Here is a 12,884-nt window from a genome sequence, read left to right as displayed (position 1 = left end):
AACAAAAAACGCGGACCCAGGCAGAAAAACGCCCAAAGGCAAAACCATAACGCGGGGTGGAGCAGCCCGGTAGCTCGTCAGGCTCATAACCTGAAGGCCGCAGGTTCAAATCCTGCCCCCGCAACCACCGATTCAGACATTCCCGCGGATAGCCCCGCGGGTTTTGTCGTTTTAGACGTCTTTCTAACAGCTTGCCGCTCCGTCCATTCGAGGATTGTCCGCAACTCGCCATGCAATGTGGCGTAGATTTCGCCGCGTTCCGGTCCCGGTGTCAGGACGATCTTCTCGATCAGCATCCGCAGAGCCTCCGCGGCCTGCGGCCGTTCGTCGGGCCGGGCCAGCGCGGCGGTCAGCGCCGCGACCTTCTTGGCATAGATCGCCGATGCGCTCGGCAGGATGTCCGGCACGTCTTCCGGCACCTCGGCCAGAAGCTCTGCCAGTTCCTTCTTGCGCGCTTCGAGCGCGGTCATCTCGCCCTTCATGCTCTCATGGAACATGCCGGCCTTGATCGCCTCGATGATGCCCCTGATCTGCTTCTCGACCTTCACCAGTTCTGTCTTCCAGGCGTCGCCGTTCGAGCGGCGTTCCCGGTTCAGCCGGTTCGTCTCTTCCGCATAGGCGCGCATCGCCTCGGCCGCGACCTCGGGTGCCATCATCCGGTCCTTCAGTCCGGCCAGCACGCGGGTCTCCAGGTCCTCACGCGCAATGCCGCGGCTGTTGGAGCAGGTGCCCTTGCCGATGTGGTTCGAGCAGGCGAAGCGATCGGCGCCGCGCAGCGAGTAGGGGCCACCGCAGCAGCCGCAGAACACCAGCCCCGACAGCAGAGACTTCGGACGCCGCGCGCCGTTCAGCCGGTTCTTCCTGTGATGCGCGCGCACAGCCTCAGTGACGTTGGCAAACTTCTCGGCGATCACGCCCTGTCGCTCACGCACGGCCTGCCAGAGGTCTTCGTCGACGATCCGCAGCTCCGGCACATCCTTGACGATCCATTCCGATTCCGGGTTGAGCCGCGAGACGCGCTTTCCGGTCGAGGGGTCCTTGATGTAGCGCAGCCGGTTCCAGATCAGGCGGCCGATATAAAGCTCGTTGTTCACAAGGCCCGTGCCGCGCTTCACGTGGCCCCGGATCGTGGTGTCGCCCCAGGGCTTGCCACCGGGGCCGGGCACGCCTTCCTCGTTCAGCGTACGCGCGATGGTGCGGGGGCCGACGCCGGCGGCGAAGTCGCGGAACACGCGCCGCACGATGATGGCTTCAGCCTCGTTGATCTCCCGATCACCCCGTATCGGATCGCCACGGGCATCAAGCTGTTTGACGACATTATAGCCATAGCAAAGCCCGCCCCCTGATTTGCCGTCCTCGACGCGGCCACGAATGCCGCGATGCGTCTTGGCGGCAAGGTCTTTGAGGAACAACGCGTTCATCGTGCCCTTGAGGCCAACGTGCAACTCGCTGATCTCGCCCTCGGCCAGCGTGACGATCGGCACGCCGGCGAACTTCAGGTGCTTGAAGAAGGTCGCCACATCGGCCTGGTCGCGGGAAATGCGGTCCAGTGCCTCGGCCAGCACCATGTCGAACTGACCCGCCTGCGCATCCTGCAACAGCATCTGGATGCCGGGCCGCAGGATCATGCTCGATCCCGAGATCGCCGCGTCCTTATAGGTGCCGACGACCTTCCAGCCTTCGCGCTTCGCCTGTTCGCGGCTGATGCGAAACTGATCCTCGATCGAGGCGGAGCGCTGCTTCTCGTCGGAGTAGCGGGCATAAAGAGCAACACGGGTCATCGGTCGATCCTTTCAGAACTCCATGGTCAGCGGTGCATCGCGCCGCTCTTCTTCTGCTTTGCCAGTTCAAGGAAACTGGCCCTGATCTTCGCAAACAGCCCCGGCGGGATGAAGCCGTAGGCGAACTCGCCCGGCTTGCCGGGCACCGGCGACAGCCCGCCATTGGGCCATTCGTCGATATTGTGCTCCGAGACGATCACCCAGCTCGGCGCATCGTCGAGGCCGATGGCCTGCTTCACCCTCAAGGGGATCTCGATGCCGACCGTATCGCCGGAGGGCGGGGTGTGGGTGATCGGCAGCAGCACCACATGGCGGGGGCGCACAAGCGCATCGGTCGCGGCGACGAGGCAGGTCGGGCGATCCTTGCCCTGATCCTGGCCGGCGGCAGCCTCATGCGTCCAGAGGTAATCGTAGCGGAGGACAAGGCCGGGCTTGGGTTCAGGGATCGCCACGTCGCCCGCCTTACTTCAGCAGGTCGTCGAGATGGGCGTGTTCCGGGTCCATCTCGGCCCGCTCCACGGCGTCGATCACCACATCGGCGGCATCCGCCGTGCGGTGGGTCCGCTGCGCGGCGGCGCGGAGCCAGTCATAGTGGTCGGCCGACATCAGCACGAACTCGCGGCGCCCGTGCCGGGTGATCTCCACCGGCTCGCGCTGCGCCTGATGCATGTGGTCGCCGAACTTGCGTTGAAACTCCAGAGAACCGACTGAGGGCATGGCGGGCATCCTTTCAAATGGGATGCCTGAATTATACGTGTAATGCGTCTTATTGCAAGGGAAACATCACGCATCGCCGGGTTCCGGCCGCTTTCTTCCGGCCTTGCGTTCGGCAGCCAGCTTGCGCTCGAACTCCTCGCGGGCGATCTGGCGGCCGATCAGCCGGGCGAGGATCAGGACCGCCTCGTCGGCGCGGCTCGCACCGCTCCGCGCCGGTTCCGGCTCCGCCGAAGGTCCGAAGACCTCGATGCTGATCCTGTCGCGTTTGAGCGCCATCGTCTCCAGAAATCCCGTGCCCGGAAGGGGCGGGGACAATCGAAGAGCCGCTCGCGCTTGAAAGAAAAGCCCCTGATCGCAGCCGTGCGGTGAATAGGATACCATGGCGTAGAAAAGGGATGGTCTGTAACCGGGAGAATATCCTGCAATGGAGATCGACAGGGACAAGATAGACGACGCGATTCTCGCGCTGCTTTACCTGACGCTCGACCGCGACGGCCGCGCCTGGAAGGGGTTCGACTGGAGCGCGATGAACCGGCTGCACGAGAAGCGCTTCATCGTCGATCCGGTCAACAAGGCGAAATCCGTCTGGCTTACCGAAGAAGGCATCGCACGGTCGGAGAAGCTCTTCCGGGAAATGTTCGGCGTCGAAGGCAAGGCTGGAATGCACCCGCATGATGTTGACAAATGACTCCTTTGCAGGACGGCACGAGCGGTAGTAATGCGGGGAGAGGCTGTTGTTCGCTGCCTGTGCCAGTCTAGGCGGTACTGAACGGCGGTGATACGCAGAAGCAGACGCCCAAGGTGCGGACCTCAAGCGTCGATGAGGGAGGAAGGCACCCTGTACAGATTTCATCTGCTACAAGGCGGGCGCTCTTGCATGGTCGAACTTCTTGGAAGTGTAATACGAAGTGACAGTGGGGCGCCCTAAAAATTTGGAATCGCTCATGGCATAAGGTTTATGAGCGTAGAAAATAAAAACTCTATGAGAGAAGGGATGTCGGGTGATAGTTATCCTCCCTGCCGTTGTTGGTGCAATAACGGCCCTCATCACCATACTTTTGCGAGATTTATTCCTGCCTCGCATCAATGAGGTGAGAACGAAGCGGAAATCCGAAGAGGCAATTTATAGCGATTACGTGCGTCCGATTGCAGTTTCCCTGCAAGACCTATTGTGGCGATTGGATGAAATAATCAACAAGCCAGGCCGTGGAGCATACCTTAGCCAACCTGCCGGTTCATCCAACTATGCGGAATACAAGCGCATCAGCACTGTGTATAGGCTCGCTGTGGTAATAGCATGGTTTCGCGGATTCGAACGCGAACTGTTAACTTTACGTTCAGTGGATTTTCTGGAAAGTGACCGCCTCAGGGTTGCGATGGGAGAGTTCAGAAGTGTGCTAGCGGACGGGAAGTCCGTAGAAATTCAGAGACTAGAGAAAGTTATGGACTTACTTCATGTAAAGCATCCGGAGCAGATCGAGAAGGAATATCTAGCTTTACGTGTCGAAAATATCTTGGACAAAACCCTTGGTGCAGAGAAATCGAAGGGTGTGCGGACCCTTAGTGCTCATGAAGCTGAAGAGTGTATTTTAAAAATATTGCATGAAATTAAAGAGCATGCAGGATCAGATGATGTACGCCTAGATATTCAAGGGTCAGAATTACGTAGTTTGATCGAAATTCTCTCAATACATCAGACATGGATATACAGGGACTGGCAGGCCGCAATTGGAGACGCAATGCTCGTTATAGCAAGTTCCGGGTCCCGGAAGTTTGATATTATGGGCTTCGGAGAGTTCGAAGATTTGTGGATTACAGGGAAGCCAAGGTGGATGGAAAGGCTGGCTGAACTTTTCATCAACTTTGAGCCAAGCGGAAATGTTTTTCAAGATGCGAGAAAAACTCAAATATCTGATCTCCTATTGACAACCTCTCGACTTCTGGTTTCGCTTTCCGAATACGATTCATCGGTAAAAAAGGCGATGGAGACGACGATCAATAAGGCGCAGTCACTGTCAGAAAATATAGATGCAAAGTAGAAAGCTGATAGCTCTAGAACAATATTGCTTCGCCATGCCTCATAAGTTCTAAAACCCTGCTTATAGTTTCGCCGAAATAACGTTCGGGCATTGGAATATTGATTTCAGTAAGTTGCGGTCCAGTAATCAGACTGACCTGAATGTTTGTGCCGAGGTTGGTATCACAAGCCGGTTGCCCTTGCAGCATCCTGGCTATTCGATTTTCCAGTTTGAGTTCAAAGTGTCATTAAGGTGCTTTTGGGTATGCTGCCGCGTCAATGCTGGCCACAACGAGCTTCCTCCACGGCTTGTTCCAGTATCCGCCGATAGCCTACCTTCGTCATCCATCGCGCACGGGCGAGATGGCTTTCCCAACACCGGCGGGAGCGCGTTTCGTCGGCAACCGGATCGCGGTGCAGCACGATGCGGGCAACTTCGGTCCAGTCGGCGTTGTCGGTCTGGGCGTCGAGCAGGCGCAGGTAGGTCACGAAATGCTCTTCGTCGTAAATGGTGATGTCGGGGCCGGTCGGGGCCTCGTCTTCGACATCGGGATCGAGTTCTGGCCGGACACGCATCGGCTTGTCTCCCCTGCCTGAAGGATGATGTCCGCGGTGCGCCCCCGCAAACAATCCTCGCTTAACCCTGGTGATCGGGGAGTTCGAAACCGTGACTAGACGGCCCCATGGCCTTTAGCTCGGAAAGCCTGTTGTATACGCCACAGGCTCCCCGACCATAGGTCAAGGAGTGCGTTGCCGTTTCGGCCGGCAACAACCACTAGTCAGGGGTTTCGACGCCCCGGAGCAGCGCGTCTGCTCTATGGGCAATTTAGCCCGTAAGAAACGGAAAGTCCCGCCGAATCTTAAACGGAAACAATCAGGAGAAGGCTTAGGGCTCCGCCCTCGGCGCACTTCAAGAGGCTTCCGCCCAGCTTCCTCCACGCGCGAGCGCGCTCCGTGCAGCCGGTTCCCCGCGAAGCCTCCTTCCGCTTGCACACCTGCTGCTCGCCGCGAGGCAGGGTTTCAGACGCGCCCAGAAGGGCAGTCGAAACCCAGGCCAATGAAAGGAAAGTGGCTATGACCGACAATGCAAACACCCCTCGCAATCTCATCATCAACGCCGATTGCATCGACGCCATGCGGTCTTTCGACCGGGGAACGGTGGATTTCATCCTGACCGACCCGCCCTATGTGACCCGCTTCCGCGACCGGCAGGGCCGCACCGTCGCCAATGACGACAACGGCCGCTGGCTTCGCCCCGCCTTCAACCAGATGCACCGTGTCTTGAAGGATGGCGGTTTTGCCGTTTCCTTCTACGGCTGGAACAAGGTCGATCTGTTCATGGACGCATGGAAGGCGGCAGGCTTTCGCGTTGTCGGGCATCTGGTGTTCCGCAAGCGTTATGCCTCATCTTCCCGGTTCCTTCGCTATGAGCACGAACAGGCGTATTTGCTGGCGAAGGGCAATGTTTCCCTGCCCGACAATCCCATCCCCGATGTGCTGGACTTTCCCTATACCGGCAACAAGCTGCATCCGACCCAGAAGCCGGTCGAGGCATTGCGCCCGCTGATCGAGGCTTTCACGAAGCCGGGCGAACTGGTGCTGGACCCGTTCTGCGGTTCCGGTTCCACTCTGGCGGCAGCGCAGCAGCTTGGCCGCGACTGGACCGGCATCGAACTGGACGGCAATCATTCCCGCACGGCCGGCAAGCGGCTGGCGTTCCGGCAGCACAGCAGGGCGGCGGCGTAAGTCGTCCCCCTTTCCGCAGCGCGCGCCCTAAGCGCGGGCGCTGCCTTTCCCCAGCTTCTCACGAAAGGATTTTCACCATGCGCTGGATTGTTACGGTCGATCATCATGGCGGCTGCATCGGCTTGGGCGAGGATGCAAACGGCGCCCCCGCCCGCGGAGCCCCGGAACAGGGCGACGCCCTGCCAATGGAGTTCCGGCTTTATGACGCAACCGGAAATCTGTTGTTCGAGGGCCGTTGCGGCGACATAGATGCGGACTGGTGGCATGGCTTCGAGCCGCTGAATTACGCTTGGACCCCGTTCCGATGCCGCCGCCTGTCATATCGCCGGGCTGGATCGGACGAGGCATGGCGCTGGCTGCGGCCGTAAGCCGTCACCAATCCCGAAGCATCATCGCCGCCGATCCCTGCCGGATCGGCGGCTGTCGCGCGTTCCGAGGTCCGGATGAGAGAAAATCCGCGCTCGCCGTGCTCCGCCCGGCTCGCGGAATCCCTTCGGGAATGTTTAGGAAAAGTAAGTATTTTTGATTGGCTTACTCCATCAAGGTATCGGCCTATTCCGTCTTTAAAGAAAGGCGAATATCGGCAAGCCTCTCTGTTCGGGAATTGATCTGTATTGCCCGAATTGTGGAGAGTATCGCCATGCTGAGCATAGATTGGCGTTCACCGGCAGCGTATCGGCATACGCATAGCATCCCCGCCGCCGGCTTCGCCTGGGACTATCTTCGTCGTGACGATGACTATCATCGCGACTTCCAGAAGATAAGACGCATGAGGAAACCGGCGGCGCAGTCGCAGTCGCTGTCGGTGTTCTCGCAACGGTGGGGATTGCGATTTCCCGCGCGATCCAAACATTCCGCCGGATCGTGAATCGCTGTTCTGGCTGCCGCGTCTGCACCCGGAAGCCCTGCGTCTGGAAACCATGTCGCCCGACATCGCGGATGATACCGTCACGTCTGTCGCCCTGACCCGTCTTGCCGGGATCGACCTGCGTTCCGCCGAGGACGGCTGGCATGGCATCTGGACGGCGAACGGGGCGACACATCAGTTCTGGCTGGTCGGTGCGCCGCCCGAAATGGTGGCCCGTTTCGTCGTCACCTTGCCGCTGGATGCTTTGTTCGAGCTGCGCGTGCATGCGGCCCGGCGCTTCTGGCGCGCATTGAACGGCCGCTCGCCCGGCAGTCCGTTTCGCACCATGCCGGAGCAGCTACGGCAGTTTCACACCCTGTCGCTTCGGGCGCTCGACGCGCGCCAGCATGGTGAAAGCTACCGGACCATCGCCGAGGTGCTGCTCGGCTTTCGCGGCACCAAGGAGGATTGGGAAATCGATCCGCGCCGGAACCAGGCCCGCCGCCTTGTCGCCCACGCTGTCTACATGATGCAGGGCGGCTATCGCCTCCTGCTGCATTACCCGGTCAAGCTCACCCGTCGCCGATCATGAAATCATCCGCGCCAGAAAAACAGACCGAGCGCGACGGGACGCAGAGTCCGATTTGCGGGATAGAACGGTCAGTTTCATGACGAGTCCCAGTGTCAAGAACAAAGGTGCACGCGTCACCCTCCTATATTCAATTTCTCAAAAAAAGCTTTAATGAGATCTGTTGACACGAGTTCAATATCCGTCCGCAAAGTTTTCAGACTTTCCAGCGTAAATGCATTCGCGGCATTCGCGGCATACTTATTGGCGGCAGTAATAGAGCGATCAGCTCCGGCAGCTTGGTCAGTATCCTTTGCATTCTCTGCCATCTCAAGGAACAAGCGCCTATAATCGTCGACATGCACCGCATAGAGGATGTGAGCTTCTCCTGCGCGTCGGCTCCAGATGTCATGCTGAACACGATTGCGACGGTTACGCACGGAATCCAACTTATTCAGCAGATCCAGCAGCGTAACCAGTTCATTTCCAGACAGTTTTTCTTTGGCAATCGCCTCGGAATTCTTTGTTACTTGCGAAGCGCCCTGTTTTCCAAGTTGTTTCAGCGCATCGTCAGGTGTAGTTTCAAGCAAGACAGCATAATAGCACCCAAGATGTCCCTCGGCCACCGCCCAAGTAGCGGCGATTTTACCAATTTCCTCGGTGAATCCCGGCACTGACGTTAGAACGTGTGCGCCTGTCTCGAAAAACAGAGAGCCGTCACTATTGAAAATCTGAATTCCCATTGGCACTTTAACGGTCTCCTTGATAATTGATCTATTCTCAGGTTTTCAGTCAGGTCAACTGCTGACATTGCCTTTGATTTCAGCCTATTGACATGCGCGACCCTCCGCAACAGGCTCTTCGCGTTACTTGTTAGCTCCGCCTCGGTAGGTTTTCCTTCGAGCGGAGCCCGCTTCTCGTCCTTCAAATCAGCTTCCGCAATCTGACCCGACCTGTCACGGTTTCAGCATCAGGGGGGCCGCGAGAGTATACCCACAAATACGGCCCGCTACAGACCGCCGATACTTCGCCAGGGTTCGCCATAGCCCGCTGTCGCTGCCCGACAGCCGCACCAATGACGAACCGGAGGTGAATATCATGCCCGATCCGCTGGAGGGGTTGCCCCCACGACTTCTGCGCACGCCCGACGCGGCGCGCTTTCTCGGTATCTCGCTTCGCACGCTGGAGAAGCACCGCACCTATGGCACCGGCCCGACCTACCGCAAGATCGGCGGGCGCGTGGTCTATTCCGTCGACGACCTGCAAGCCTGGTCGGCGGAAGGCGCCCGCAAATCCCCCAGCGATAAGGATGCCGGCCGGGTCTTTGCGGCAAGGCGCCTGACGCCCGCCGAGCAGAGGAACCGCTGAATGTCCGGCGGTTACAGAAACCACCGCTGCGGGGTTGCGGCGGAAAGCGAGCGCCTGAAGCTCGACCCGTTCATCGTCGGCGCCGGCGACGCATCACCGCGTGACCAGCGCGATCTGATGGAGCGGCCGTTCTTTTCGCTGGCGAAGACGCCGCGCACGAAACCGATCCTCTATCACGCCGCTGATGTCGAGGTGCAGGTCTTCGCGATGCCCGAGCATGGCATGGCGACGATCTGGGACGCCGACGTGCTGATCTGGGCTGCCAGCCAGATCGTCGCGGCCGAAAACACCGGGTTTACCACGTCACGGTTCTTCCGCTTCACACCGTATCAGCTTCTCCGCGCCATCGGCCGGCCGACCGGAAACCGGCAATACCTGCTCCTGAAATCCGCGCTCGCGCGCCTGCAATCGACCGTCATCGCCACCACGATCCGCAACGGTGCGCATTGGCGTCGCCGGCAATTCTCGTGGATCAACGAATGGGAGGAAATGACGACGCGCGCCGGTCGCGTCGAGGGCATGGAGTTTGTCCTGCCCGAATGGTTCTACCAGGGTGTCATCGACCGCTCGCTGGTCCTGACCATCGACCCGGCCTATTTCCGGCTCATGGGCGGCATCGAACGCTGGCTCTACCGCGTCGCCCGCAAGCACGCCGGCCATCAGCCCGAGGGCTGGGCGTTCGAGGTTTCGCACCTTCACCAGAAATCCGGCAGCCTCGCACGGCCATCAGACTTCGCGCTCGACCTTCGCCGGATCGCCGCACGTCAATCTCTGCCCGGCTACCGGCTCCGGATCGAATGGGAAGACGCGCGGGAACTGCTGAGAATAGTGCCCGAAAACTTATCCACAGTGCCTGTGGATAACCATGTGAATGCTATCGGCACATCAGGCGCACGCAGTATCGGCACATCAGGCGCAAATCGTGCCGCACACTTTATAGAAGAATCTAACAAAGAATCTAACTCTTCTTCTTTGACGCGCACGCAGGCGAGCCATGGTGTCGGTGCCGTGCCGCGAGGTGCGCCATGATGTGCGCCCTCGATCTGTTCAGCGCCGCGGCCGGAGGCTGGTCGCTCGGCCTGCATCGCGCCGGTTTCCTCACCATCGCCGCCTGCGAGATCGTCGAATGGCGGCGCATCCTTTACGCAGAGAACAACCCCCATGTCAGACTCTACGAGGATGTCCGAGACCTCACGGCAGCTCGACTTGTTTCCGATCTTGGATGCCTGCCCGACATCATCGTCGGCAGCCCGCCGTGCCAGGACATCAGCAGCGCCAACACGAAGGGCAGGGGCATCGACGGGGAAAGGTCCGGCCTCTACCTTGAAGCCGTCCGCCTTGTCGGCGATTGCCGCCCTCGCTGGTTCGCTTTTGAAAACAGCCCTAATCTCAGAACTCGCGGTGCTGACCGGCTGCTCGGCGAGCTGGACGCGCTCGGCTACGCCTGCGAGCCGTGTGTGGTGGGTGCTTCGGATGTCGGCGCCAACCATGTCCGCAAGCGGTCATGGCTCATCGGTTACGACCCCCAGCAGCTTGCCGACACCCGTATCCCAATCCCAGCAGGGTGGCATCCGTCTGGAGGGGGGATCGGGCGCGCGCCGGGCGATGAAGGAGTCGGGCCTTTACGACCTGTTCCGCAACCGGCCGCTACCGACGCCGATGGCTTCGGACGGGATGAAGGATGGCGCTGGCGGCGGGGCGGGATCGACATATCCGCTGCGGATGATCCTGGCGACGCCGCGGAAGACGGACGCGGGTCGCGGCGGTCGGGGGGATGTGCTGAGCCAGTTGCAGGGTCATGCCAGTCGCCATGCGGGGATGATGCCGACGCCGGTGAAGCCGAATGGCGGGCGCAGGTTGAGTGCCCAGGAGATCGAGACGGGCAGGCGTCAGAACGGCGCGAAGGCGCAGATCGACACGCCGAACCTGCTGCGCCACGCGGCGGAAATCCTGCCGACACCGACCAAACGCGACAGCCGGATGGACGGCTGGAGTCCGGCCTACGATCGCAGGAAATCGCCGACGATGGACGCGGTGATGGACGGTGCGATGACGGATCGGGCGCCAGACAAATGGGCCGGAGCGCGGGCACTGGCGGCGATGCTCAGGAGCCATGGGCTGACTGGAACGGCGGCCTTGCCCGTCACCTACGGATGGATGATGGGCTTTCCGCCTGGGTGGCTGGCACGCGCATTGCGGTCGGCGGTCCACGCGGGACGGCTGCGGCCAGTCTGATCGTCGAAGCCTTCGGCGACGCCGTTCTTCCCCAAATCCCCGAGGCCATCGGACGCGCCATCCTGCGCACCGAAGCCGCGCTCGACGCGGTGCTCGGGCGCGATCCCCACTACATTCCAGGAGACGAGCAATGACCGATCGCACGCCCGGCGGCGCGCGTGGCCGCTCCTTGCCGGACGGCCCCGCACCCTTCACCACGCTGGTCGAACTGACCTGGCAGCGCAAGAAGATCGAGCACTGGATCAGGTTCGGCCGCAAGAGCTACGAACAGATTCTCGACCGCCGCCGCAGCATCGTAGGCTTCGCCCCCGGCAGCATTTTCGCCTTCGTCCGCTGGGCGGCTGGCGACTTCGGCACGGTCGCCTCGCGCATCGACATTGTGCGCGCCATCGGCCGGGGCGAGCCATTCCAGACGCTGCCCTTCGTTCGGCCCGGCGGCGATATCCTGCTGCGCCTGGATAGCTGGCCGAGGGTCCAGCGGGCGCTGGCCGCGATAGACGCGGTGGAAGCTCTCGGCCTCGATCCTTCCGAAGTCGCACCGGAACATTGGCGGCATGTCCACAACCGTCTGACCGCCGGCGAGGCTCCGCGGGCCTATACGCCCGAGCAGCACGCCGCCTGGATAAAGCGCCGGAGGATCGCACCATGACGCCCGCCGGATATTTCTGGACCACCTATCTCACGGCCCTGACCATCGGCAGCCTGTCGTTTCTCGACATCGCTCCGCGGCTGATCTGGAATGCCAGCGCCAGCGTGCCGGTCGGATTCTACACGCTGCGGGACGAGCCGCAGCCGCTCGTCGGCGATCTGGTTGTCGTCGACCCGCCCGAACCGCTTGCGACCTTCATGATCGAACGCGGTTACATCGCCCCCGGCGTGCCGCTGCTGAAGCATATCGCCGCGCTGCCGGGCCAGCGGGTCTGCCGCTTGCGATCCACGATCACCGTCGATGGCGTGGAGACGGGCGAGGCGCTGGAGCGCGACCGCATGGGCCGCGATCTGCCCGTCTGGCAGGGCTGCCGCATCATCGCTGAGGGCGAAATCTTCCTCATGAACATGCAGGTCCGGGACAGCCTCGACGGTCGGTATTTCGGCCCCATTCCCGCAAGCTCCGTCATCGGCCGGGCGATCCCGCTCTGGACCGATCCCGACAACGACGGTCGCTACGAATGGCGCGCGCCGATGCAATGACTGCTTCCCCGTCAGCGGGAGCGGTGCCCGCCGATGGTCTTTTCAACCTTACCGCCAAGGAGACTGTCATGCCCCAGATCGGTCAATTTACGCGCGAGGAAACCGGCTTCATCGGACACCTCGGGACGCTCTTTTTGCAGCAGGACATCATCATCGTCGCGGAGCCGTCCGGCGCGGAGAACGCACCGGATTATCGCGTTCACCTCTTCGACGGCATGAGCAACGAAACAGGCCCGGAGGTCGGCGCGGCGTGGAAACGCAACGGCGAGAAGGCCGGCGAATACCTCTCTGTGCTGCTCGACGACCCCGCCTTGCCGCAGCCGATCCGCGCCAACCTGTTCCGTGACGACGACGCGGGCACGTCATGGTCGCTGCACTGGAATCGCCCGAAATCGCGCGATGAGCGGGCATGAG

General features: G+C 60.9%; 17 protein-coding genes and 1 tRNA gene. 12 read left to right on the top strand and 6 right to left on the bottom strand.

Annotated features, from left to right (window positions below; genetic code table 11):
- The first annotated feature begins 50 nt into the window (after positions 1-50).
- Positions 51-127 (top strand) — tRNA-Met (locus tag NOF55_RS22875).
- Here the strand turns inward: NOF55_RS22875 and NOF55_RS22870 are convergent.
- From NOF55_RS22870 to NOF55_RS22855, 4 genes are all read right to left on the bottom strand, one after another.
- Positions 84-1,781: a recombinase family protein gene (locus tag NOF55_RS22870; protein ID WP_306413455.1), complete on the bottom strand. Its 1,698-nt coding sequence runs from the start codon at positions 1,779-1,781 to the stop codon at positions 84-86. The genes NOF55_RS22875 and NOF55_RS22870 overlap by 44 nt on opposite strands.
- Positions 1,782-1,807: 26 nt before the next feature.
- On the bottom strand, positions 1,808-2,233 hold the full coding sequence (locus tag NOF55_RS22865) for a hypothetical protein (protein ID WP_306413452.1): 426 nt from the start codon (positions 2,231-2,233) through the stop codon (positions 1,808-1,810).
- 10 nt (positions 2,234-2,243) lie between these two features.
- Complete coding sequence (locus NOF55_RS22860; RefSeq protein ID WP_306413451.1) at positions 2,244-2,498, bottom strand: type II toxin-antitoxin system prevent-host-death family antitoxin; 255 nt, start codon at positions 2,496-2,498, stop codon at positions 2,244-2,246.
- 66 nt (positions 2,499-2,564) lie between these two features.
- Complete coding sequence (locus NOF55_RS22855) at positions 2,565-2,774, bottom strand: hypothetical protein (RefSeq protein ID WP_306413450.1); 210 nt, start codon at positions 2,772-2,774, stop codon at positions 2,565-2,567.
- A 148-nt stretch (positions 2,775-2,922) separates the two neighbouring features.
- Here NOF55_RS22855 and NOF55_RS22850 point away from each other — a divergent pair, with 148 nt between their 5' ends.
- Positions 2,923-3,186, top strand: coding sequence for a DUF6429 family protein (locus NOF55_RS22850; protein ID WP_306413449.1), 264 nt, complete (start codon positions 2,923-2,925; stop codon positions 3,184-3,186).
- 313 nt (positions 3,187-3,499) lie between these two features.
- Positions 3,500-4,537 (top strand): hypothetical protein, encoded by a 1,038-nt coding sequence (locus tag NOF55_RS22845; RefSeq protein ID WP_306413448.1) that lies wholly within the window; start codon positions 3,500-3,502, stop codon positions 4,535-4,537.
- A 254-nt stretch (positions 4,538-4,791) separates the two neighbouring features.
- On the opposite strand, the gene NOF55_RS22840 is transcribed toward NOF55_RS22845, so the two are convergent.
- Entirely contained in the window at positions 4,792-5,091 is a 300-nt protein-coding gene (locus NOF55_RS22840; RefSeq protein WP_370869047.1) for a DNA -binding domain-containing protein, read from the bottom strand.
- A gap of 498 nt (positions 5,092-5,589) precedes the next feature.
- Between NOF55_RS22840 and NOF55_RS22835 the strand changes: the two genes are divergently transcribed.
- The 3 genes from NOF55_RS22835 (at position 5,590) to NOF55_RS22825 (ending at position 7,700) form a co-directional block, all read left to right on the top strand.
- Complete coding sequence (locus tag NOF55_RS22835; protein ID WP_306413446.1) at positions 5,590-6,261, top strand: DNA methyltransferase; 672 nt, start codon at positions 5,590-5,592, stop codon at positions 6,259-6,261.
- A gap of 526 nt (positions 6,262-6,787) precedes the next feature.
- Positions 6,788-7,129, top strand: coding sequence for a transcriptional regulator domain-containing protein (locus tag NOF55_RS22830; RefSeq protein ID WP_306413445.1), 342 nt, complete (start codon positions 6,788-6,790; stop codon positions 7,127-7,129).
- A gap of 52 nt (positions 7,130-7,181) precedes the next feature.
- Entirely contained in the window at positions 7,182-7,700 is a 519-nt protein-coding gene (locus NOF55_RS22825; protein WP_306413444.1) for a DUF2285 domain-containing protein, read from the top strand.
- A 113-nt stretch (positions 7,701-7,813) separates the two neighbouring features.
- On the opposite strand, the gene NOF55_RS22820 is transcribed toward NOF55_RS22825, so the two are convergent.
- Positions 7,814-8,419 carry a hypothetical protein gene (locus tag NOF55_RS22820; RefSeq protein ID WP_306413443.1) on the bottom strand — a complete coding sequence of 202 codons (606 nt, stop codon included), beginning with the start codon at positions 8,417-8,419 and terminating at the stop codon, positions 7,814-7,816.
- A gap of 355 nt (positions 8,420-8,774) precedes the next feature.
- Between NOF55_RS22820 and NOF55_RS22815 the strand changes: the two genes are divergently transcribed.
- From NOF55_RS22815 to NOF55_RS22790, 6 genes are all read left to right on the top strand, one after another.
- Positions 8,775-9,044: a helix-turn-helix transcriptional regulator gene (locus NOF55_RS22815; RefSeq protein ID WP_306413442.1), complete on the top strand. Its 270-nt coding sequence runs from the start codon at positions 8,775-8,777 to the stop codon at positions 9,042-9,044.
- Positions 9,045-10,073, top strand: a complete 1,029-nt coding sequence (locus NOF55_RS22810; RefSeq protein ID WP_306413441.1) for a replication initiator protein A — start codon at positions 9,045-9,047, stop codon at positions 10,071-10,073. It begins immediately after the preceding gene.
- The gene (locus NOF55_RS22805) at positions 10,070-11,413 is read left to right on the top strand and encodes a DNA cytosine methyltransferase (RefSeq protein ID WP_306413440.1); all 1,344 of its coding nucleotides are present in this window, start codon (positions 10,070-10,072) and stop codon (positions 11,411-11,413) included. The genes NOF55_RS22810 and NOF55_RS22805 overlap by 4 nt, the downstream gene beginning before the upstream one ends.
- Positions 11,410-11,928 carry a DUF2840 domain-containing protein gene (locus NOF55_RS22800; RefSeq protein ID WP_306413439.1) on the top strand — a complete coding sequence of 173 codons (519 nt, stop codon included), beginning with the start codon at positions 11,410-11,412 and terminating at the stop codon, positions 11,926-11,928. Before NOF55_RS22805 ends, NOF55_RS22800 begins: the two co-directional genes overlap by 4 nt.
- Positions 11,925-12,470, top strand: a complete 546-nt coding sequence (locus NOF55_RS22795; protein ID WP_306413438.1) for a S26 family signal peptidase — start codon at positions 11,925-11,927, stop codon at positions 12,468-12,470. The genes NOF55_RS22800 and NOF55_RS22795 overlap by 4 nt, the downstream gene beginning before the upstream one ends.
- Before the next feature lie 68 nt (positions 12,471-12,538).
- On the top strand, positions 12,539-12,883 hold the full coding sequence (locus NOF55_RS22790; RefSeq protein WP_306413454.1) for a DUF736 domain-containing protein: 345 nt from the start codon (positions 12,539-12,541) through the stop codon (positions 12,881-12,883).
- Position 12,884 lies beyond the last annotated feature (1 nt).

Source organism: Ectorhizobium quercum (genome assembly GCF_026552795.1).
In the GTDB taxonomy this organism is placed as follows: domain Bacteria; phylum Pseudomonadota; class Alphaproteobacteria; order Rhizobiales; family Rhizobiaceae; genus Ectorhizobium; species Ectorhizobium quercum.
The sequence above is the reverse complement of the archived record's forward strand: the minus strand, read 5'-3'. Positions and strand labels throughout refer to the sequence as shown.

What these genes read in the sequence shown, in the direction of transcription:
- NOF55_RS22870 (WP_306413455.1), bottom strand. Translation starts at nt 1,781, where the DNA reads ATGACCCGTGTTGCTCTTTATGCCCGCTACTCCGACGAGAAGCAGCGC.
- NOF55_RS22860 (WP_306413451.1), bottom strand. Translation starts at nt 2,498, where the DNA reads ATGCCCTCAGTCGGTTCTCTGGAGTTTCAACGCAAGTTCGGCGACCAC.
- NOF55_RS22855 (WP_306413450.1), bottom strand. Translation starts at nt 2,774, where the DNA reads ATGGCGCTCAAACGCGACAGGATCAGCATCGAGGTCTTCGGACCTTCG.
- NOF55_RS22850 (WP_306413449.1), top strand. Translation starts at nt 2,923, where the DNA reads ATGGAGATCGACAGGGACAAGATAGACGACGCGATTCTCGCGCTGCTT.
- NOF55_RS22840 (WP_370869047.1), bottom strand. Translation starts at nt 5,091, where the DNA reads ATGCGTGTCCGGCCAGAACTCGATCCCGATGTCGAAGACGAGGCCCCG.
- NOF55_RS22835 (WP_306413446.1), top strand. Translation starts at nt 5,590, where the DNA reads ATGACCGACAATGCAAACACCCCTCGCAATCTCATCATCAACGCCGAT.
- NOF55_RS22825 (WP_306413444.1), top strand. Translation starts at nt 7,182, where the DNA reads ATGTCGCCCGACATCGCGGATGATACCGTCACGTCTGTCGCCCTGACC.
- NOF55_RS22820 (WP_306413443.1), bottom strand. Translation starts at nt 8,419, where the DNA reads ATGGGAATTCAGATTTTCAATAGTGACGGCTCTCTGTTTTTCGAGACA.
- NOF55_RS22815 (WP_306413442.1), top strand. Translation starts at nt 8,775, where the DNA reads ATGCCCGATCCGCTGGAGGGGTTGCCCCCACGACTTCTGCGCACGCCC.
- NOF55_RS22810 (WP_306413441.1), top strand. Translation starts at nt 9,045, where the DNA reads ATGTCCGGCGGTTACAGAAACCACCGCTGCGGGGTTGCGGCGGAAAGC.
- NOF55_RS22805 (WP_306413440.1), top strand. Translation starts at nt 10,070, where the DNA reads ATGATGTGCGCCCTCGATCTGTTCAGCGCCGCGGCCGGAGGCTGGTCG.
- NOF55_RS22800 (WP_306413439.1), top strand. Translation starts at nt 11,410, where the DNA reads ATGACCGATCGCACGCCCGGCGGCGCGCGTGGCCGCTCCTTGCCGGAC.
- NOF55_RS22795 (WP_306413438.1), top strand. Translation starts at nt 11,925, where the DNA reads ATGACGCCCGCCGGATATTTCTGGACCACCTATCTCACGGCCCTGACC.
- NOF55_RS22790 (WP_306413454.1), top strand. Translation starts at nt 12,539, where the DNA reads ATGCCCCAGATCGGTCAATTTACGCGCGAGGAAACCGGCTTCATCGGA.